Genomic DNA, 19,434 nt, shown 5'->3' on the forward strand with positions numbered 1-19,434 from the left:
ATGGCAGGTTTAAAATTACAGGCAGTAACCAAAAGCTGGGATGGTAAAACCCAGGTGATTCAGCCGCTGACGCTCGACGTGGCAGACGGAGAATTCATCGTTATGGTCGGCCCGTCCGGCTGCGGAAAATCCACCCTGCTGCGCATGGTGGCGGGGCTTGAGCGCGTCACTTCTGGCGATATCTGGATTGACCGCCAGCGCGTCACCGAGATGGAGCCAAAAGATCGCGGCATCGCGATGGTGTTCCAGAACTACGCCCTCTATCCGCACATGAGCGTGGAAGAGAACATGGCCTGGGGGCTGAAAATTCGCGGGATGGGCAAAGGCCATATCGCCGAGCGCGTAAAAGAGGCCGCACGCATTCTGGAGCTGGACGGCCTGCTCAAGCGCCGCCCGCGTGAACTTTCCGGCGGCCAGCGCCAGCGCGTGGCGATGGGGCGCGCCATCGTGCGCGATCCGGCGGTATTCCTGTTCGACGAACCGCTGTCTAACCTCGACGCCAAACTGCGGGTGCAGATGCGCCTTGAGCTACAGCAGCTGCATCGCCGCCTGAAAACCACGTCCCTGTATGTGACCCACGATCAGGTTGAAGCGATGACCCTTGCCCAGCGCGTAATGGTGATGAACAAAGGCATCGCCGAGCAGATTGGCACTCCGGTGGAGGTGTACGAAAAACCGGCCAGCCGTTTTGTGGCGAGCTTTATCGGCAGCCCGGCGATGAACCTGCTGGACGGGCGGATCAATACTGCGGGAACCCACTTTGAACTGGAAAGCGGGATGGCGTTGCCGATCAACTGGTACTATCGTGGCTACGCCGGGCGTAAGATGACGCTCGGTATCCGCCCGGAGCATATTGGTTTGACGTCTCAGGCGGACGGCGGCGTGCCGCTGGTGATGGACACGCTGGAGATGCTGGGCGCCGATAACCTGGCGCATGGTCGCTGGGGCGCGCAAAAGCTGGTGGTGCGTCTGCCGCATCAGGAGCGCCCGAAAGCAGGCAGCACGCTGTGGCTGCATATGCCGGAAAATCACCTGCACTTATTTGACGGTGAAACAGGACAACGAGTATGAGCAACTGGCCTTACCCCCACATCGTCGCCCACCGTGGCGGCGGTAAACTGGCGCCGGAAAACACCCTGGCGGCGATTGATATCGGCGCGCGCTTCGGCCACACGATGATCGAGTTCGACGCTAAGCTGTCGAAAGACGGCGAAATTTTCCTGCTGCACGACGACAACCTCGAACGCACCAGCAACGGCTGGGGCGTGGCGGGCGATCTGCCGTGGCGTGACCTGCTGAAGGTAGATGCCGGAAGCTGGTACAGCGGAGAATTTAAAGGCGAACCGCTGCCGCTGCTGGCGGAAGTGGCGGACCGCTGTCGTCAACACGGCATGATGGCCAACATCGAAATCAAACCGACTACCGGCACCGGGCCGCTGACGGGTAAAGTGATTGCCCTTGCCGCGCGCGAACTGTGGGAAGGGATGACCGCGCCGCTGTTATCGTCGTTTGACATTGACGCGCTGGAAGCCGCACAGAATGCCGTACCGGAACTGCCGCGCGGGCTGCTGCTGGATGAGTGGCAAGAAGACTGGCGCGCGCTGACAACCCGCTTAGGCTGCGTGTCGATCCACCTCAACCATAAGCTGCTGGACGCAGCGCGCGTGACGCTGTTGAAGGAGGCGGGTCTGCATATTCTGGTGTATACCGTCAACAAACCCCAGCGTGCAGCCGAGCTGCTGCGCTGGGGTGTGGACAGCATCTGTACCGATGCAATTGACCAGATCGGGCCGAACTTTATTTATTAAGCATACTGCCGTTCTGCTGGGTCGGCAGCATATGCTGCTGACCGCTGCTTTGCGACATCCCGCCCCCTAACATCCCACCGTTGGCATTGGGCAGCGGCTGTTCAAGCATCTGGCCCTGCTGCACGCGCTGGGTGTTGGTATTCATCTGGTTTTGCAGGTGCTGCTGCTGCACCTGTGTCTGCGTTTTTAACTGCTGATTGAGCATCCCTTTCTGCTGCTGTTGCTGGCTCATCATCTCCGTCTGCATACGTTGCTGGCTCGGGATGACGTAACCCGGCTGGTTCGGGTTGTTCAGGGTGTTGATTGGCTGTGCGAGCGCGGCGAACGGAAGCAGCGCGGTCAGGATCAGTAATCGTTTCATGGTTATCTCCTCCTTTGAGGCTTCTCTTAAGTTTACCCTCATTCCGGCATAACGATGATTTTTTAAGAGTTGTGAACCAGGCTTAAGCGGGGAATATGCACCCCTTCACCTGGAGAACAATAATGATGAAACCAACCTTTTTGCGCTGGGTCGCCATCGCTGCGCTGATGGCAGGCGGCACATTTACCGTGGCGGCCAACCCGCCCGCAGCTCCTCCGGTCTCTTACGGCGTGGAGGAGGATGTTTTTCATCCCGTGCGGGCGACGCACGGCATGGTGGCCTCGGTTGACGCACTGGCAACCCAGGTGGGCGTCGATATTCTTAAGCAGGGCGGTAATGCGGTGGATGCGGCGGTCGCGGTGGGGTATGCGCTGGCGGTGACGCATCCGCAGGCGGGGAACCTGGGCGGCGGCGGGTTTATGATGCTGCGCACGAAAGACGGTAAAACCACGGCCATCGACTTCCGCGAAATGGCACCTTCCCAGGCGTCCCGCGATATGTTCCTCGACGACCAGGGGAACCCGGACAGCAAAAAGTCTCTGACCTCGCATCTCGCGACCGGTACACCGGGCACCGTTGCGGGCTTCTCGCTGGCGCTGGAGAAATACGGCACGATGCCGCTGAACAAGGTGGTGCAGCCTGCCATCAGGCTGGCGCGGGAGGGGTTTGTGGTGAATGACGCCCTGGCGGACGATCTCAAAACCTACGGCAGCGAAGTCATTCCCAATCACGAAAACAGCAAGGCTATCTTCTGGAAAGACGGCGAGCCGCTGAAGAAGGGCGATAAGCTGGTGCAGAAGAACCTCGCCAAAAGTCTGGAACTGATTGCTGAAAACGGTCCTGACGCCTTCTACAAAGGGGCGATTGCCGACCAGATTGCGGAAGAGATGCAAAAGAACGGCGGGCTTATCACCAAAGCGGATCTGGCGGAATACAGGGCGGTGGAGCGCGAGCCGATTAGCGGCACCTATCGCGGCTACGACGTCTTCTCCATGCCGCCGCCGTCCTCCGGCGGGATCCACATCGTACAGATCCTCAATATTCTGGAAAACTTTGATATGCACAAGTTCGGCTTCGGCAGCGCGGACGCCATGCAGGTGATGGCGGAGGCGGAAAAGCGCGCCTATGCTGACCGCTCGGAATACCTCGGCGATCCGGACTTCGTTAAGGTGCCGTGGCAGGCGCTAACCGATAAAGCCTATGCCAAATCGATTGCCGACGAGATCGACATCAACAAGGCTAAGCCGTCCAGCGAGATCCGCCCCGGCAAGCTGGCACCGTATGAAAGCAACCAGACCACGCACTTCTCGGTGGTGGATAAGGACGGAAACGCGGTGGCGGTAACTTATACGCTGAATACTACCTTTGGCACCGGGATTGTAGCGGGCAACAGCGGTATTTTACTGAACAACGAGATGGATGATTTTTCTGCCAAACCGGGCGTGCCGAACGTCTACGGGCTGGTCGGCGGCGATGCGAATGCGGTCGGGCCGAAGAAGCGCCCGCTGTCGTCCATGTCGCCCACCATCGTAGTGAAAGACGGCAAAACCTGGCTGGTGACAGGCAGCCCGGGCGGGAGCCGGATTATCACGACCGTGCTGCAAATGGTGGTGAACAGCATCGATTTTGGCATGAACGTTGCCGAAGCGACCAATGCGCCGCGCTTCCATCACCAGTGGCTGCCGGACGAGCTGCGCGTGGAGAAGGGCTTTAGCCCGGACACCCTCAAACTGCTTGAGCAGCGCGGGCAAAAAGTGGCGGTGAAAGAGGCGATGGGCAGCACCCAGAGCATTATGGTCGGGCCGGACGGCGCGCTGTTTGGCGCATCGGACCCGCGTTCGGTGGATGATTTAACGGCGGGATATTGATTATTCCCCTCACCCTGGCCCTCTCCCCAAAGGGGAGAGGGAACGATTACACCTGGGGAGAGGGCCGGGGTGAGGGGTCTGTGTCACTTCATACGCGCCATATAATACGCGTCCACATACTCGCCGTTGCGCAGGGCGTAGCGCTTGCCGGTGCCTTCAATCTCGAAGCCGTGCTTTTTGTACACCGCGATTGCCGGTTCGTTATCGACAAATACCGTTAACTCGATGCGATCGACACGCAGCCAGTTGTCACACATATCGATCATGGTGCGAATCAGCGCGCTGGCGACGCCGCGGTTTTGCCACTGCGCACCCACACAAATACCGAAATCGGCAACGTGACTGCGGCGTGGTCGCTGGGCGACGTCAATGCACAAATGCCCGACCACGATATCATCAATGCAGGCAACCAGCTGTTTAATGCCCGGCTGCTCGCCTAGCCGCATTTGCCACATTTCCCTTGAAGGATGAGGAACCTGTAGCGTGTTGTGGTACACCTCCGGCTGGGCGTGGATCTGACGAATGGCGTCGTAATCTTTCGGTTCAGCGTGGCGTATCACTATCTCACTCATTCCTTGTTCCTCAGTCAGTTAAACGTCCCTTCAAACATCAATGACTTTAAAAGTTGAGTCAATCGCTATTTTTTGCAAAAAGTGTTGGACAAGTGCGAATGAGAATGATTATTATTGCTCTGCATTCAGGAAGACCTCCTACGGGAACCTGAAAGCACGACATTGCTCACATTGCTTCCAGTATTACTTTAGCCAGCTTCTCGCTGGCTTTTTTTTGCCCTTTTTCTCCCTCTCCCCGTGGGAGAGGGCTGGGGTGAGGGCAAAACATGCGCTATGGTAAAACCCAGTAACCTTCCAAAAGGACTGAGCCATGACACTACATTGTGCATTTATTGGATTTGGCAAAAGCACCACCCGTTACCACCTTCCGTATGTCCTCCACCGTAAAGAGACGTGGCATGTGGCCCATATCTACCGCCGCAGCGCGAAGCCGGAAGAGCAGTCTCCGCAGTATTCCCACATTCATTTCACCAGCGATCTTGATGAAGTATTGAATGACCCGCAGGTCAAATTGGTGGTGGTCTGTACCCACGCCGACAGCCATTTTGACTATGCGAAACGCGCGCTCGAAGCGGGCAAAAACGTGCTGGTTGAAAAGCCGTTCACCCCAACCATCGCCGAAGCGAAAGAACTGTTCGCGCTGGCAAAGAACAAGGGGCTGACCGTCACGCCGTATCAGAACCGTCGCTTTGACAGCTGCTTCCTGACGGCGAAAAAGGCAATTGAAAGCGGCAAGCTTGGCGAGATCGTGGAGGTTGAAAGCCACTTCGATTACTACCGTCCGGTGGCGGAGACCAACCCCGGCCTGCCGCAGGACGGCTCGTTCTATGGTCTAGGCGTGCATACCATGGATCAGATCATCTCTCTGTTTGGCCGCCCGGATCACGTTGCGTACGACATCCGCAGCCTGCGCAATAAAGCCAACCCGGACGACACCTTTGAAGCGCAGCTGTTCTACGGTGACCTGAAAGCCATCGTCAAAACCAGCCACCTGGTGAAAATCGACTACCCGAAATTTATCGTTCACGGCAAGAAAGGCTCCTTTATCAAGTACGGTATTGACCAACAGGAGACCAGCCTGAAGGCCAATATCATGCCGGGTGAACCGGGCTTTGCGGCGGATGATTCCGTGGGCGTGCTGGAGTATGTGAACGATGAGGGCGTCACGGTCAGAGAAGAGCTGAAGCCGGAAACGGGCGACTATGGACGCGTCTACGATGCGCTGTATGAAACCCTCACCAATGGCGCGCCGAATTACGTCAAGGAATCTGACGTTCTGACCAACCTGGAAATCCTTGAACGGGCCTTCGAACAAGCATCTCCTGCCACGGTAACCCTTGCCAGATAAGAAAACATGGCTCCTCTTCGCTTGTTCTAAATTTTTGAACAGAGGAGTCAATTTTCACCCTCTATGATCCCAGGGCGTTTGCGTCCACACTTACTCCATCGAAACGAACTGAGGGTGAAAACAATGATCTACTTACGCAAAGCAAACGAACGTGGTCACGCGAATCATGGCTGGCTGGACTCATGGCATTCATTCTCGTTTGCCGACTACTACGACCCGAACTTCATGGGCTTCTCCGCACTGCGCGTCATTAACGACGACGTGATTGATGCAGGCCAGGGCTTCGGGACCCACCCGCACAAAGACATGGAAATCCTGACCTATGTGCTGGAAGGGGCGGTTGAGCACCAGGACAGCATGGGCAACAAAGAGCAGGTTCCGGCGGGTGAGTTCCAGATTATGAGCGCGGGTACCGGGGTGCGTCACTCTGAGTACAACCCGAGCAAAACGGAAAAACTGCACCTGTATCAAATCTGGATCATTCCAGAAGAGACCGGCATCACGCCACGCTACGAGCAGCGCCGCTTCGACGCGAAACAGGGCAAACAGCTGGTGCTCTCCCCGGATGCGCGTGAAGGTTCCCTGAAAGTGCATCAGGATATGGAACTGTACCGCTGGGCGCTGGCGAAAGACGAACAGTCTGTCCACCAGATTGCCGCCAACCGCCGCGTCTGGATCCAGGTGGTGAAAGGGGAAGTGTCCATCAACGGCACCAAAGCCACCACCGCCGATGGCCTGGCCATCTGGGATGAGCAGGCGCTCTCCGTGCATGCGGACAGCGAAAGTGAAATTCTGCTGTTTGACCTGCCGCCGGTCTAAATAATTTCTCAACCTTCCCTTTAAACGGGGAAGGTTGAGCTTTGTCCGTGATAAACTGAGCAAATCTCTCACTTCAAGATTTCTCAGGACGATGAAAAAGAAACGCCCCGTACTTCAGGATGTCGCCGATCGCGTCGGTGTGACCAAAATGACGGTCAGCCGTTTTTTACGTAACCCGGAACAGGTTTCCGTGGCGTTGCGTGGCAAGATTGCCGCCGCCCTTGATGAACTGGGTTATATCCCCAACCGCGCGCCCGATATTCTCTCCAATGCCACCAGCCGTGCGGTGGGCGTCCTGCTTCCTTCCTTAACCAACCAGGTTTTCGCCGAAGTGCTGCGTGGCATCGAAAGCGTCACCGATGCGTTCGGTTATCAGACCATGCTCGCGCACTACGGGTACAAGCCGGAACTGGAAGAGGAACGTCTTGAATCGATGCTTTCCTGGAACATCGACGGTCTGATTTTAACGGAACGTACTCACACCCCGCGCACGCTGAAAATGATTGAAGTCGCCGGTATCCCGGTAGTGGAGCTGATGGACAGCCAGTCGCCGTGCCTCGACATTGCCGTGGGGTTCGATAACTTTGAAGCGGCGCGTCAGATGACGGCGGCGATTATCGCCCGCGGCCATCGCCATGTAGCCTATCTGGGTGCGCGTCTGGATGAACGTACTATCATCAAACAGAAGGGATACGAGCAGGCGATGCTCGACGCCGGTTTAACCCCGTACAGCGTGATGGTGGAGCAATCCTCCTCCTATACCTCGGGTATTGAGCTGATGCGTCAGGCGCGACGCGAGTATCCGCAACTGGACGGTATTTTCTGTACCAACGATGACCTTGCGGTCGGCGCCGCGTTTGAATGCCAGCGTCTGGGTTTAAAAATCCCGGATGATATGGCGATTGCCGGTTTCCACGGCCATGACATTGGCCAGGTGATGGAGCCGCGTCTGGCGAGCGTTCTGACCCCGCGTGAACGCATGGGCCGCATTGGTGCAGAACGCCTGCTGGCGCGCATTCGTGGAGAGGCAGTTACCCCAAAAATGTTAGATTTAGGTTTCACCTTGTCACCGGGTGGATCTATTTAATCCGACAAATTTGAAGTAGCTCACACTTATTCACTTCGCGCACGTTTGGATATTGCTTCTCTTATGCCCCGGCAGGACAATGTTACCGATAACTGTTACCCGTAACAATTGACTGAGGGACACCCTTTGAGCACGACTAATCACGATCACCACGTTTACGTCCTGATGGGCGTGTCCGGTAGCGGTAAATCTGCCGTGGCGAGCGAAGTGGCGCATCAACTCCAGGCTGCGTTTCTTGATGGTGACTTCCTCCATCCGCGTAGCAACATCATGAAAATGGCTTCCGGCGAGCCGCTGAACGACGACGACCGCAAACCGTGGTTGCAGGCGCTGAATGACGCCGCGTTCGCGATGCAGCGCACCAATAAAGTCTCCCTGATCGTCTGCTCCGCGCTGAAAAAAACCTATCGCGACCTGCTGCGCGACGGCAATCCGAACCTCTCTTTCATCTACCTGAAAGGCGATTTCGAAGTGATTGAAAGCCGTCTGAAGGCGCGTAAAGGCCACTTCTTCAAAACCCAGATGCTGGTGACGCAGTTCGAAGCGCTTCAGGAGCCGGGTGAAGATGAAAAAGACGTCTTAGTGGTTGATATCGATCAGCCGCTGGAAGGTGTTGTTGCCAGCACCATCGAGGTTATTAATAAAAGGCAGTAAGTTTTGAGTACATTAACGCTAGTGTTGACAGCAGTGGGTTCCGTTTTGCTGCTGCTGTTTTTAGTGATGAAGGCGCGTATGCACGCCTTCGTTGCTTTGATGGTGGTTTCTATTGGTGCCGGTCTCTTTTCTGGCATGCCGCTCGACAAAATTGCGGCGACGATGGAAAAAGGGATGGGCGGCACGCTCGGCTTCCTGGCCATTGTGGTGGCGCTGGGCGCGATGTTTGGCAAGATTTTGCACGAGACGGGCGCGGTCGATCAGATTGCCGTCAAGATGCTGAAATCCTTCGGCCACAGCCGTGCGCACTACGCGATTGGTCTGGCTGGTCTGATTTGCGCGCTGCCGCTGTTCTTCGAAGTGGCGGTTGTGCTGCTGATTAGCGTCGCGTTCTCCATGGCGCGTCATACCGGCACTAACCTCGTGAAGCTGGTCATTCCGCTGTTTGCGGGCGTGGCGGCAGCGGCGGCGTTTCTGCTGCCGGGGCCTGCGCCGATGCTGCTGGCCTCCCAGATGCACGCTGACTTTGGCTGGATGATCCTGATTGGCCTGTGCGCGGCGATACCGGGAATGATTATCGCCGGTCCGCTGTGGGGCAACTTCATCAGCCGTTACGTTGAGCTGCACATTCCGGATGACATCTCCGAGCCGCACCTGGGCGAGGGCAAAATGCCGTCCTTCGGGTTTAGTCTCTCTTTGATTCTTCTGCCTCTGGTGCTGGTTGGCCTGAAAACCATCGCCGCGCGTTTTGTGCCGGTGGGGTCAACCGCGTACGAATGGTTCGAATTTATCGGTCATCCGTTCACCGCGATCCTGGTGGCGTGTCTGGTGGCGATTTACGGCCTGGCGATGCGTCAGGGCATGCCGAAAGACCGCGTGATGGAGATCTGCGGCGCGGCGCTGCAACCGGCCGGGATTATCCTGCTGGTGATCGGTGCAGGTGGCGTGTTCAAGCAGGTGCTGGTGGATTCCGGCGTGGGTCCGGCACTGGGCGAAGCGCTGACCGGGATGGGGCTGCCGATTGCGGTCACCTGCTTCGTACTCGCCGCGGCGGTGCGTATCATTCAGGGCTCCGCGACCGTGGCGTGCTTAACTGCCGTCGGTCTGGTGATGCCGGTGATTGAACAGCTGAACTACTCCGGTGCGCAGATGGCGGCGCTCTCTATCTGTATCGCGGGTGGCTCGATTGTGGTTTCGCACGTGAACGACGCGGGCTTCTGGCTGTTCGGTAAATTTACCGGCGCCACCGAAGCGCAAACCCTGAAAACCTGGACGCTGATGGAAACGATCCTCGGCACGACGGGTGCGATTGTCGGGATGATTGCGTTTACGCTGCTGAGCTAATCCCGGTTTTCTCCCTCTCCCGGTGGGAGAGGGCTGGGGTGAGGGCATCAGGCCGCACCCTAAAATAATATTTCGTTTTGCGAGCCGCCTTCCAGAGCCTCTCTTGCCACCCCGCCCCCAACGCAGTATCTTCTTGCCGCGCCTGCAAAATCAGGCGTCAGGATTAGCCTCTCCAGTGGTGGATACACATTACTCATCAGAGGCTGTCTTATGACTACTACCCCTAACTTTTCTCACACTTTATTTACTACCCCATTCGATCACACCACTGATTTCACCGAACTGGCAGATAATTGCTCGCGGTTTGTCGACGTGCTGCTTGCTCACAAAGGAAGGCATCGTGCCGCTGTAAAAAATGCCGGGTGGCGCTTACGCTTACCCGGCCTACGGGACCAGAGTTTGTTGTAGGTCGGGTAAGGCGAAGCCGCCACCCGACAAAATAAGACCTCTGCGGCCTGATGCCCTCACCCCGGCCCTCTCCCACGGGGAGAGGGGGCAAACACTAAAAACGGCAATCTAAGATTGCCGTTTTGCTTTTACCTACCCTTTCATCCACGCCCGGATCCCGTCCAGGAACATCTGCGTGGCCATCATCACCAGAATCAGCCCCATCAGGCGCTCCAGCGCGTTCACCCCTTTCTCACCCAGCAGGCGCAGGAACAGCGACGACTGTAACAGGATAATAAACGTCCCGCCCCAGGCGATCAGCAGGGCAATCACCAGATGGCTCATCTGATTCGGATACTGATGCGACAACAGCATCAGCGTCGCCAGAATCGTTGGTCCGGCGACCAGCGGAATTGCCAGCGGCACGATAAACGGCTCTTCACCCGCGGGCAGGCCGCTACTGCTGCCTTCCGCGCTCGGAAAAATCATCTTAATGGCAATCAGGAACAAAATTATCCCGCCGGAAATGGAGACCGTTTCGGCGCGTAAGTTCAGGAAGGCAAGGATCTTTTCACCAGCGAACAGGAAGATAAACATCACCAGCAGGGCGATAAGCAGTTCGCGGATCATGATCGCCCGGCGGCGCTTCGGCTCGGTGTGCTTCAGCACCGACATGAAGATCGGCAGATTACCGAGCGGATCCATAATCAGGATCAATAAAACCGCTGCGGAAATGATTTCACTCATCTTAAATTATCCCTGATACTTATTGTGGTTATTCCGATGATTAGCACTTTTTCTGATAGCCGGGCAATCATCGATTAATTTCGCTTGCGACTTTGGCAGCATTTTGTAATGTGAAGCATATCCCAGTTCAATACTGGCTTGCACAATCAGCACACACCCCTTGCAGGAAAAAAATGCTATGAAAAACGTTGGTTTTATCGGCTGGCGCGGTATGGTCGGCTCTGTACTCATGCAACGCATGGTTGAAGAGCGCGATTTCGACGCCATCCGCCCGGTCTTCTTCTCCACTTCCCAGCTCGGCCAGGCTGCACCGTCCTTTGGAGGTACCACTGGCACGTTGCAGGATGCTTACGACCTGGAGGCGCTGAAGGCACTCGACATTATTGTGACCTGCCAGGGCGGCGATTATACCAACGAAATCTATCCGAAGCTGCGTGAAAGCGGCTGGCAGGGCTACTGGATTGACGCGGCCTCTTCGCTGCGCATGAAAGACGATGCCATCATCATTCTTGACCCGGTTAACCAGGACGTCATCACCGATGGCCTGAACAACGGCGTGAAAACCTTTGTCGGCGGTAACTGCACCGTCAGCCTGATGCTGATGTCCCTCGGCGGCCTGTTCGCGCAGGACCTGGTGGAGTGGGTCTCCGTAGCGACCTACCAGGCGGCCTCCGGCGGCGGCGCGCGCCATATGCGCGAGCTGCTGACCCAGATGGGCCAGCTGCACCAGAGCGTCGCGACCGAGCTGGCAGACCCGGCATCCGCTATTCTCGACATTGAGCGTAAAGTCACTCAACTGACCCGCAGCGGCGAACTGCCGGTGGATAACTTCGGCGTACCGCTGGCCGGTGGCCTGATCCCGTGGATCGACAAACAGCTGGATAACGGCCAGACCCGCGAAGAGTGGAAGGGCCAGGCTGAGACCAACAAAATCCTCGCGACCGCGAACACCATTCCGGTTGACGGTCTGTGCGTGCGTATCGGCGCGCTGCGCTGTCACAGCCAGGCCTTCACCATTAAACTGAAAAAAGATGTGTCTATTCCGACCGTGGAAGAGCTGCTGGCCGCACACAACCCGTGGGCGAAAGTGGTGCCAAACGATCGCGATATCACCATGCGCGAACTGACCCCGGCAGCCGTCACCGGTACGCTGACCACCCCGGTTGGCCGCCTGCGCAAGCTGAACATGGGGCCGGAGTATCTCTCTGCGTTCACCGTGGGTGACCAGCTGCTGTGGGGTGCCGCCGAGCCGCTGCGCCGCATGCTGCGCCAGCTGGCGTAATAATTTGTTAAACACGGGGGGTGATTGTCACCCCCTTTTTTTGCGTACTACATGGAGTAAAACGCAGATGTCTGATTTTTTATCAGGAGGACCCACGACGTTGGCTATGCTTTAAGGAAGATTTATTTCTCACCTGAGGGTAGGGCGGAGCAGAGAGGATTAACTGCACCGTTTAGGTCACATTAAAAGTCGTTCCGGAGCGAGTAAAAAGGGCGACATAAAAAAACAGGATGAATACCATGTCCGATCGTATTTCGAGAGACGTGATTAATGCGCTTATTGCGGGTCATTTTGCCGACCCCTTTTCTGTGCTAGGGATGCACCGTACAGAGGCCGGACTGGAAGTTCGGGCGCTGTTACCGGATGCGACAGAAGTGTGGGTTATCGAACCCAAAACCGGCCGCAAGGTGGGTAATCTGGAATGCCTCGACTCGCGTGGCTTCTTCTCGGGCGTCATGCCCCGCCGTAAAAATCCTTTTCGTTACCAGCTCGCCGTTATCTGGCACGGCCAGCAAAACCTGATTGACGATCCCTATAGCTTCGGCCCGCTCTTAAAAGAGATGGACGCCTGGCTGCTGTCCGAAGGGACCCATTTACGCCCTTACGAAACGCTGGGTGCCCATGCGGATACCATGGACGGTATCACCGGCACGCGTTTTGCCGTATGGGCGCCAAACGCCCAGCGCGTCTCCGTCGTCGGGCAGTTCAACTACTGGGACGGTCGTCGTCACCCCATGCGCCTGCGCCGGGAAACCGGCATCTGGGAACTGTTTATCCCCGGTGCGCACAACGGTCAGCTCTACAAATTCGAGATGATCGATGCCAACGGCAAGCTGCGTATTAAATCTGACCCGTACGCCTTTGAGGCCGAGCTGCGTCCGAATACCGCCTCGCTGATTTGCGGCCTGCCGGAAAAGGTCGTCCAGAGCGAGGAGCGCAAGCAGGCCAACCGCTTCGATGCGCCCATATCGGTTTATGAGGTGCATCTTGGCTCGTGGCGTCGGCACACCGATAACAACTTCTGGCTGAGCTATCGCGAGCTGGCGGACCAGTTGGTGCCGTACGCCAAATGGATGGGCTTTACCCATCTGGAGCTGCTGCCGATCAACGAACACCCGTTCGACGGCAGCTGGGGCTATCAGCCTACCGGGCTGTATGCGCCTACGCGCCGCTTCGGCACGCGCGATGACTTCCGCTATTTCATCGATGCCGCCCACGCCGCCGGGCTGAACGTGATCCTCGACTGGGTGCCGGGCCACTTCCCGTCGGACGATTTTGCGCTGGCAGAGTTCGACGGCACGAAGCTGTACGAGCACAGCGATCCGCGCGAAGGCTATCACCAGGACTGGAACACGCTGATCTACAACTACGGTCGCCGTGAAGTGTCGAATTACCTGGTCGGTAACGCGCTGTACTGGATCGAGCGCTTCGGCATTGATGCCCTGCGCGTGGATGCGGTGGCGTCGATGATCTACCGCGACTACAGCCGCAAAGAGGGCGAGTGGATCCCGAATGAGTATGGCGGACGTGAAAACCTGGAAGCGATTGAGTTTCTGCGCAACACCAACCGCATTATCGGCGAGCAGGTAGAAGGCGCCGTGACCATGGCGGAAGAGTCCACCGACTTCCCGGGTGTTTCCCGTCCACCGGCAATGGGTGGTCTGGGCTTCTGGTATAAGTGGAACCTCGGCTGGATGCACGACACGCTCGACTACATGAAGCTCGACCCGGTTTTTCGTCAGTATCACCACGATAAGCTCACCTTCGGGCTGCTCTACAACTACACCGAAAACTTCATGCTGCCGCTGTCGCATGATGAAGTGGTGCACGGCAAGAAATCCATTCTCGACCGCATGCCGGGCGACCCGTGGCAGAAGTTCGCCAACCTGCGCGCCTACTACGGCTGGATGTTCGCCTTCCCGGGCAAAAAGCTGCTGTTTATGGGTAATGAGTTTGCCCAGGGGCGCGAATGGAACCACGACACCAGCCTTGACTGGCATCTGCTGGAGGGCGCGGACAACTGGCACCACGGCGTGCAGCGTCTGGTCCGCGACCTGAACCTGACCTATCGCCACCACAAAGCGCTGCACGAGCTGGACTTCGATCCGTACGGCTTTGAGTGGCTGGTGGTGGACGACCACGAGTGCTCGGTGTTTGTCTTTGTACGCCGCGACAAAGCGGGTAACGAGATCATCGTTGCCAGCAACTTTACCCCGGTGCCGCGCGAACACTACCGCTTCGGCATTAACCAGCCGGGCAAATGGCGCGAAATTCTCAATACCGACTCCATGCACTACCACGGCAGCAACGCCGGTAACGGTGGGCTGGTACAGAGCGACACCCTCGAAAGCCACGGCCGACCAAACTCCCTGAGCCTGACGCTGCCGCCGCTGAGCACAATCTGGCTGGTGCGGGAGGGAGAATGACACAGCTCACGGCAGGTAAACCCGAACCGCTCGGGGCAAGTTTTGACGGAAAGGGGGTTAACTTCACGCTCTTTTCCGCCCATGCGGAGCGGGTGGAACTCTGTGTGTTTGACGGGGAAGGTAACGAGCACCGTTACGATTTACCGGCGCGCACGGGGGATACCTGGCATGGTTACCTGGCCGGAGGACGGCCGGGGATGCACTACGGTTTTCGCGTTCACGGCCCCTGGGAGCCTGCTCAGGGACACTGGTTTAACCCGGCGAAGCTGCTGATTGACCCGTGCGCGCACCGCGTCGACGGCGAGTTTAAAGACGACCCGCTGTTCCACGTTGGCTATGGCGAACCTGACCACCGCGACAGCGCGTCCGTCGCGCCTAAAAGCGTGGTGGTGCACGATCTCTATGACTGGGAAGACGATGCCCCGCCGCAGACGCCGTGGGGCAATACCGTGATTTATGAAGCCCACGTCAAAGGGCTGACGTATCTGCACCCGTCGATCCCCAAAGAGATGCGCGGCACCTATAAAGCGCTTGGGCATTCGACGATGGTCGCTTACCTGAAGCACTTAGGCATCACCGCGCTGGAGCTGTTGCCGGTGGCGCATTTCGCCAGCGAGCCGCGCCTTCAGCGTCTTGGGTTAAGCAACTACTGGGGCTACAACCCGCTGGCGATGTTCGCCCTCGACCCGCGCTACGCGGTGCATCCCGAGAAGGCGCGGGATGAGTTTCGTGATGCGGTGAAGGCGCTTCACGCGGCGGGGATTGAGGTCATTCTGGACGTGGTACTGAACCACAGTGCGGAAAGCGATCTTGACGGTCCGACGCTCTCACAGCGCGGAATCGATAACCGTAGCTATTATTGGATCAGGGACGACGGCGATTACGAGAACTGGACCGGGTGCGGTAACACCCTCAATCTCAGTCATCCGGCGGTCACGCATTACGCGTATGAGTGCCTGAAATACTGGGTTGAGACCTTCCACGTGGACGGTTTTCGTTTCGACCTGGCGCCGGTGATGGGGCGTACCCCGGCGTTCAGCCAGCAGGCGCCGCTGTTTGAGGCGATAAAAAACTGCCCGGTGCTTTCCCGGGTGAAGCTCATCGCAGAGCCATGGGATATCGGTGAGGGCGGTTATCAGGTGGGGAACTTTCCGCCCCTGTTTGCCGAGTGGAACGACCACTACCGCGATGCCATCCGCCGCTTCTGGCTGACGCGCGATCTGTCGTTAGGGGAGTTCGCCGGACGCTTTGCTGGCTCCAGCGATCTCTTTAAGCGCGACGGAAAACGTCCGTCGGCCACCATTAACCTGGTGACGGCGCACGACGGTTTTACGCTGCGCGACTGCGTTTGTTTCAATCAGAAACACAATGAGGCAAACGGCGAAGAGAATCGCGATGGGACTAACGATAACCATAGCTTTAACCATGGTATAGAAGGGTTAGGCGGAAGTCTGGATGTGATCGAGCGGCGACGCGCCAGCGTTCATGCGCTGCTGACGACGCTTTTGTTATCGCAGGGTACGCCGATGCTGCTGGCGGGTGACGAACACGGCCACAGCCAGCACGGCAACAATAACGCCTATTGCCAGGATAACACCCTGACCTGGCTTGACTGGGGAGAAGCGAACAGCGGGTTGACCCATTTCACCGCGGCGCTGATCCATCTTCGCCAGCAAATCCCCGCGCTCACCGCCGACCGCTGGTGGGAGGAGGGCGACGGCAACGTTCGCTGGCTGAATCAAGACGCGCAACCGTTAAGCGCGCAAGAGTGGCAACACGGCGTACCACGTTTGCAAATCCTGCTGTCGGATACGTGGCTGGTGACGCTGAACGCGACGGACGACGTCGCTGAGATTGTTTTACCTGACGGGGAGTGGCGAGCTGTTCCCCCCTTTGCCGGAGCGGATAATCCGGTAGTAATGGCTGTCTGGCACGGGCCTGCGCACGGAGTGTGCGTATTCCAAAGATGATAAAAAAGGAGTTAGTCATGGTTAGATTAGAGAAGAACGATCCGTTAATGTTGGCGCGCCAGCTACCATTAAAAACAGTTGCCCTGATACTCGCGGGCGGGCGTGGTACCCGTCTGAAAGATTTGACCATCAAGCGCGCCAAACCGGCCGTTCACTTTGGTGGTAAGTTCCGTATTATCGACTTTGCGCTCTCCAATTGCCTGAACTCAGGCATTCGCCGCATTGGCGTCATTACCCAGTATCAGTCGCATACGCTGGTGCAACACATTCAGCGCGGCTGGTCATTCTTCAGCGAAGAGATGAACGAGTTTGTCGATCTGCTCCCGGCGCAGCAGCGCGTTCACGGGGAGAACTGGTACCGCGGCACGGCGGATGCCGTGACCCAGAACCTCGACATCATTCGCCGCTACAACGCGGAATACATCGTCATCCTCGCCGGGGATCACATCTACAAGCAAGATTACTCCCACATGCTGATCGACCACGTCGAAAAAGGGGCGCGCTGCACCGTGGCGTGTCTGCCGGTGCCCGTTGCGGAAGCAACCGCGTTTGGCGTGATGCATGTAGACGGCGACGACAAGATTATCGACTTCGTCGAAAAGCCGGCAAATCCGCCAACCATGCCAGGCGACGACACCAAATCGCTCGCCAGCATGGGGATCTATGTCTTTGATGCCGATTATCTTTATGAACTGCTGGAAGAGGACGACAAAGACGAAAACTCCAGCCACGATTTCGGTAAAGACATCATCCCGAAAATTACCAAAGCTGGCATGGCGTATGCACATCCCTTCCCGCTCTCCTGCGTGCAGTCCGATCCGAATGCGGAACCTTACTGGCGCGATGTGGGAACCCTGGAAGCGTACTGGAAAGCCAACCTCGATCTGGCATCCGTGACGCCTGAGCTGGATATGTACGACCAGAACTGGCCGATTCGCACCCATATGGAATCGCTGCCGCCAGCGAAGTTCGTCCAGGACCGCTCCGGCAGCCACGGCATGACGCTCAACTCGCTGGTTTCTGGCGGGTGCATTATCTCCGGTTCGGTGGTGGTGCAGTCCGTGCTGTTCCCGCGCGTGCGTATAAACTCATTCTGTAATATCGATTCGGCAGTTCTGCTGCCGGACGTCTGGGTAGGGCGCTCATGTCGCCTGCGTCGCTGCGTTATCGACCGTGCCTGCGTCATTCCTGAAGGGATGGTGATTGGGGAAAACGCGGAAGAAGATGCGCGTCGTTTCTACCGTTCGGAAGAGGGGATCGTGTTAGTAACACGGGAAATGTTGCGGAAGCTGCAAATCAAACAGGAGCGATGATGCAGGTTTTACACGTATGTTCTGAGATGTTCCCGTTGTTAAAAACGGGCGGACTGGCGGATGTTCTTGGTGCATTACCGGCGGCGCAAATTGCCGGAGGGGTGGATACCCGCGTGTTGTTACCCGCTTTTCCGGATATCCGGCGTGGTATCCCCGATGCAAAGGTGGTTACCCGCCGCGAGACCTTCGCGGGACGTATCACCCTGCTTTTTGGACATTACAATGGCGTAGGGATTTACCTGATTGATGCGCCGCATTTATACGACCGACCCGGCAGCCCGTATCACGATACCAATCTGTACGCCTATACCGATAACGTGCTGCGCTTCGCCCTGCTGGGCTGGGTGGGGGCGGAAATGGCCGTCGGGCTGGATCCGTTCTGGCGTCCGAACGTGGTGCATGCGCACGACTGGCATGCGGGCCTGGCACCGGCGTATCTCGCGGCGAAGGGCCATCCGGCCAAATCGGTGTTTACGGTGCACAACCTGGCGTATCAGGGCATGTATTACGCCCATCATATGAACGACATCGATCTGCCATGGTCATTCTTTAACATGCACGGACTGGAGTTTAACGGACAGATTTCGTTCCTGAAGGCCGGGCTGTACTACGCCGACCACATCACGGCGGTCAGCCCAACCTACGCGCGTGAAATTACCCAGCCGGAGTTCGGTTACGGTATGGAAGGGCTGCTGCAACAGCGCCATCGTGAAGGTCGCCTGTCGGGCATTCTGAACGGCGTGGATGAACAGATCTGGAATCCGGAAACGGACCTCCTGCTGGCGGCGCGCTATGGCCGTGACTCCGTTGAGGACAAAGCGGAAAACAAGCGCCAGCTTCAGATTGCGATGGGGCTGAAGGTCAACGACAAGGTGCCGCTGTTTGCAGTGGTCAGCCGCCTGACCAGCCAGAAAGGGCTGGATCTGGTGCTGGAAGCGCTGCCAGGGTTGCTTGAGCAGGGCGGCCAGCTGGCGCTGCTCGGCGCAGGCGACCCGGTATTGCAGGAAGGTTTCCTGGCGGCCGCGGCGGAACATCCGGGGCAGGTGGGCGTGCAGATCGGTTATCACGAAGCGTTTTCTCACCGCATCATGGGCGGCGCGGACGTGATTCTGGTGCCGAGCCGGTTCGAGCCATGCGGCCTGACGCAGCTCTATGGCCTGAAGTACGGCACGCTGCCGCTGGTGCGACGCACGGGCGGGCTGGCGGATACGGTGTCTGACAGCTCCCTGGAAAACCTGGCGGACGGTATCGCCAGCGGGTTTGTTTTCGAGGACAGTAATGCCTGGTCGCTGCTTCGGGCGATCCGGCGTGCTTTCGTCTTGTGGTCCCGTCCATCCCTGTGGCGTTACGTACAACGTCAGGCGATGTCTATGGACTTTGGCTGGCACGTTGCGGCGCAGTCCTACCGCGACCTTTATCAACGCTTGATGTAACGAGGCGAAGTTACT

16 protein-coding genes are annotated in these 19,434 nt (G+C 57.6%); 13 read left to right on the forward strand and 3 right to left on the reverse strand.

The genetic code is table 11. The features are described from left to right. Both BH712_RS19230 and ugpQ read left to right on the forward strand, forming a co-directional pair. Nucleotides 1-1,071 carry a sn-glycerol-3-phosphate import ATP-binding protein UgpC gene (locus tag BH712_RS19230; RefSeq protein ID WP_006812269.1) on the forward strand — a complete coding sequence of 357 codons (1,071 nt, stop codon included), beginning with the start codon at nucleotides 1-3 and terminating at the stop codon, nucleotides 1,069-1,071. Continuing rightward, entirely contained in the window at nucleotides 1,068-1,808 is a 741-nt protein-coding gene (ugpQ, locus tag BH712_RS19235; RefSeq protein ID WP_006812268.1) for a glycerophosphodiester phosphodiesterase, read from the forward strand. Before BH712_RS19230 ends, ugpQ begins: the two co-directional genes overlap by 4 nt. Here the strand turns inward: ugpQ and BH712_RS19240 are convergent. Next, nucleotides 1,798-2,169, reverse strand: coding sequence for a DUF2756 family protein (locus BH712_RS19240; protein ID WP_006812267.1), 372 nt, complete (start codon nucleotides 2,167-2,169; stop codon nucleotides 1,798-1,800). The two genes, ugpQ and BH712_RS19240, sit on opposite strands and share 11 nt — an antisense overlap. Before the next feature lie 122 nt (nucleotides 2,170-2,291). On the opposite strand from BH712_RS19240, the gene ggt reads away from it, so the two are divergent. Then, a complete protein-coding gene (gene ggt / locus BH712_RS19245; RefSeq protein WP_006812266.1) occupies nucleotides 2,292-4,037 on the forward strand; it encodes a gamma-glutamyltransferase in 1,746 nt (581 codons plus the stop codon). Nucleotides 4,038-4,120: 83 nt separating this feature from the next. On the opposite strand, the gene yhhY is transcribed toward ggt, so the two are convergent. Then, nucleotides 4,121-4,609 carry an N-acetyltransferase gene (gene yhhY / locus BH712_RS19250; RefSeq protein WP_006812265.1) on the reverse strand — a complete coding sequence of 163 codons (489 nt, stop codon included), beginning with the start codon at nucleotides 4,607-4,609 and terminating at the stop codon, nucleotides 4,121-4,123. Nucleotides 4,610-4,919: 310 nt separating this feature from the next. Here yhhY and BH712_RS19260 point away from each other — a divergent pair, with 310 nt between their 5' ends. The 5 genes from BH712_RS19260 to gntU all read left to right on the forward strand — a co-directional run bounded on the left by BH712_RS19260 (nucleotide 4,920) and on the right by gntU (nucleotide 9,861). Further along, entirely contained in the window at nucleotides 4,920-5,957 is a 1,038-nt protein-coding gene (locus BH712_RS19260; protein WP_006812264.1) for an oxidoreductase, read from the forward strand. Between the two features lie 123 nt (nucleotides 5,958-6,080). Further along, entirely contained in the window at nucleotides 6,081-6,776 is a 696-nt protein-coding gene (locus BH712_RS19265) for a pirin family protein (protein ID WP_000639796.1), read from the forward strand. Between the two features lie 91 nt (nucleotides 6,777-6,867). Beyond that, a complete protein-coding gene (gene gntR, locus BH712_RS19270; protein WP_003861567.1) occupies nucleotides 6,868-7,863 on the forward strand; it encodes a gluconate operon transcriptional repressor GntR in 996 nt (331 codons plus the stop codon). Between the two features lie 126 nt (nucleotides 7,864-7,989). Beyond that, entirely contained in the window at nucleotides 7,990-8,517 is a 528-nt protein-coding gene (gene gntK / locus BH712_RS19275; RefSeq protein ID WP_024906707.1) for a gluconokinase, read from the forward strand. A gap of 3 nt (nucleotides 8,518-8,520) precedes the next feature. Continuing rightward, nucleotides 8,521-9,861, forward strand: coding sequence for a gluconate transporter (gntU, locus tag BH712_RS19280; protein ID WP_023295539.1), 1,341 nt, complete (start codon nucleotides 8,521-8,523; stop codon nucleotides 9,859-9,861). Nucleotides 9,862-10,401: 540 nt separating this feature from the next. On the opposite strand, the gene yhgN is transcribed toward gntU, so the two are convergent. Further along, entirely contained in the window at nucleotides 10,402-10,995 is a 594-nt protein-coding gene (gene yhgN, locus BH712_RS19290; RefSeq protein ID WP_003861574.1) for an NAAT family transporter YhgN, read from the reverse strand. A 178-nt stretch (nucleotides 10,996-11,173) separates the two neighbouring features. On the opposite strand from yhgN, the gene asd reads away from it, so the two are divergent. From asd to glgA, 5 genes are all read left to right on the forward strand, one after another. Next, on the forward strand, nucleotides 11,174-12,277 hold the full coding sequence (asd, locus tag BH712_RS19300; protein ID WP_006812261.1) for an aspartate-semialdehyde dehydrogenase: 1,104 nt from the start codon (nucleotides 11,174-11,176) through the stop codon (nucleotides 12,275-12,277). A gap of 239 nt (nucleotides 12,278-12,516) precedes the next feature. Then, nucleotides 12,517-14,703 (forward strand): 1,4-alpha-glucan branching enzyme, encoded by a 2,187-nt coding sequence (glgB, locus tag BH712_RS19305; protein WP_032674086.1) that lies wholly within the window; start codon nucleotides 12,517-12,519, stop codon nucleotides 14,701-14,703. Further along, nucleotides 14,700-16,673, forward strand: coding sequence for a glycogen debranching protein GlgX (gene glgX, locus BH712_RS19310; RefSeq protein ID WP_006812259.1), 1,974 nt, complete (start codon nucleotides 14,700-14,702; stop codon nucleotides 16,671-16,673). Before glgB ends, glgX begins: the two co-directional genes overlap by 4 nt. A gap of 17 nt (nucleotides 16,674-16,690) precedes the next feature. After that, on the forward strand, nucleotides 16,691-17,986 hold the full coding sequence (glgC, locus tag BH712_RS19315) for a glucose-1-phosphate adenylyltransferase (RefSeq protein ID WP_003861582.1): 1,296 nt from the start codon (nucleotides 16,691-16,693) through the stop codon (nucleotides 17,984-17,986). Next, nucleotides 17,986-19,419: a glycogen synthase GlgA gene (gene glgA, locus BH712_RS19320; RefSeq protein ID WP_022649646.1), complete on the forward strand. Its 1,434-nt coding sequence runs from the start codon at nucleotides 17,986-17,988 to the stop codon at nucleotides 19,417-19,419. The genes glgC and glgA overlap by 1 nt, the downstream gene beginning before the upstream one ends. Nucleotides 19,420-19,434 lie beyond the last annotated feature (15 nt).

It is taken from the genome of Enterobacter hormaechei ATCC 49162, from assembly GCF_001875655.1.
Taxonomy (GTDB): Bacteria; Pseudomonadota; Gammaproteobacteria; order Enterobacterales; family Enterobacteriaceae; genus Enterobacter; species Enterobacter hormaechei.

Excerpts from the sequence above, each read along its gene's own strand:
- BH712_RS19230 (WP_006812269.1), top strand. The coding sequence starts at position 1 with ATGGCAGGTTTAAAATTACAGGCAGTAACCAAAAGCTGGGATGGTAAA.
- ugpQ (WP_006812268.1), top strand. The coding sequence starts at position 1,068 with ATGAGCAACTGGCCTTACCCCCACATCGTCGCCCACCGTGGCGGCGGT.
- BH712_RS19240 (WP_006812267.1), bottom strand. The coding sequence starts at position 2,169 with ATGAAACGATTACTGATCCTGACCGCGCTGCTTCCGTTCGCCGCGCTC.
- ggt (WP_006812266.1), top strand. The coding sequence starts at position 2,292 with ATGATGAAACCAACCTTTTTGCGCTGGGTCGCCATCGCTGCGCTGATG.
- yhhY (WP_006812265.1), bottom strand. The coding sequence starts at position 4,609 with ATGAGTGAGATAGTGATACGCCACGCTGAACCGAAAGATTACGACGCC.
- BH712_RS19260 (WP_006812264.1), top strand. The coding sequence starts at position 4,920 with ATGACACTACATTGTGCATTTATTGGATTTGGCAAAAGCACCACCCGT.
- BH712_RS19265 (WP_000639796.1), top strand. The coding sequence starts at position 6,081 with ATGATCTACTTACGCAAAGCAAACGAACGTGGTCACGCGAATCATGGC.
- gntR (WP_003861567.1), top strand. The coding sequence starts at position 6,868 with ATGAAAAAGAAACGCCCCGTACTTCAGGATGTCGCCGATCGCGTCGGT.
- yhgN (WP_003861574.1), bottom strand. The coding sequence starts at position 10,995 with ATGAGTGAAATCATTTCCGCAGCGGTTTTATTGATCCTGATTATGGAT.
- asd (WP_006812261.1), top strand. The coding sequence starts at position 11,174 with ATGAAAAACGTTGGTTTTATCGGCTGGCGCGGTATGGTCGGCTCTGTA.
- glgB (WP_032674086.1), top strand. The coding sequence starts at position 12,517 with ATGTCCGATCGTATTTCGAGAGACGTGATTAATGCGCTTATTGCGGGT.
- glgX (WP_006812259.1), top strand. The coding sequence starts at position 14,700 with ATGACACAGCTCACGGCAGGTAAACCCGAACCGCTCGGGGCAAGTTTT.
- glgC (WP_003861582.1), top strand. The coding sequence starts at position 16,691 with ATGGTTAGATTAGAGAAGAACGATCCGTTAATGTTGGCGCGCCAGCTA.
- glgA (WP_022649646.1), top strand. The coding sequence starts at position 17,986 with ATGCAGGTTTTACACGTATGTTCTGAGATGTTCCCGTTGTTAAAAACG.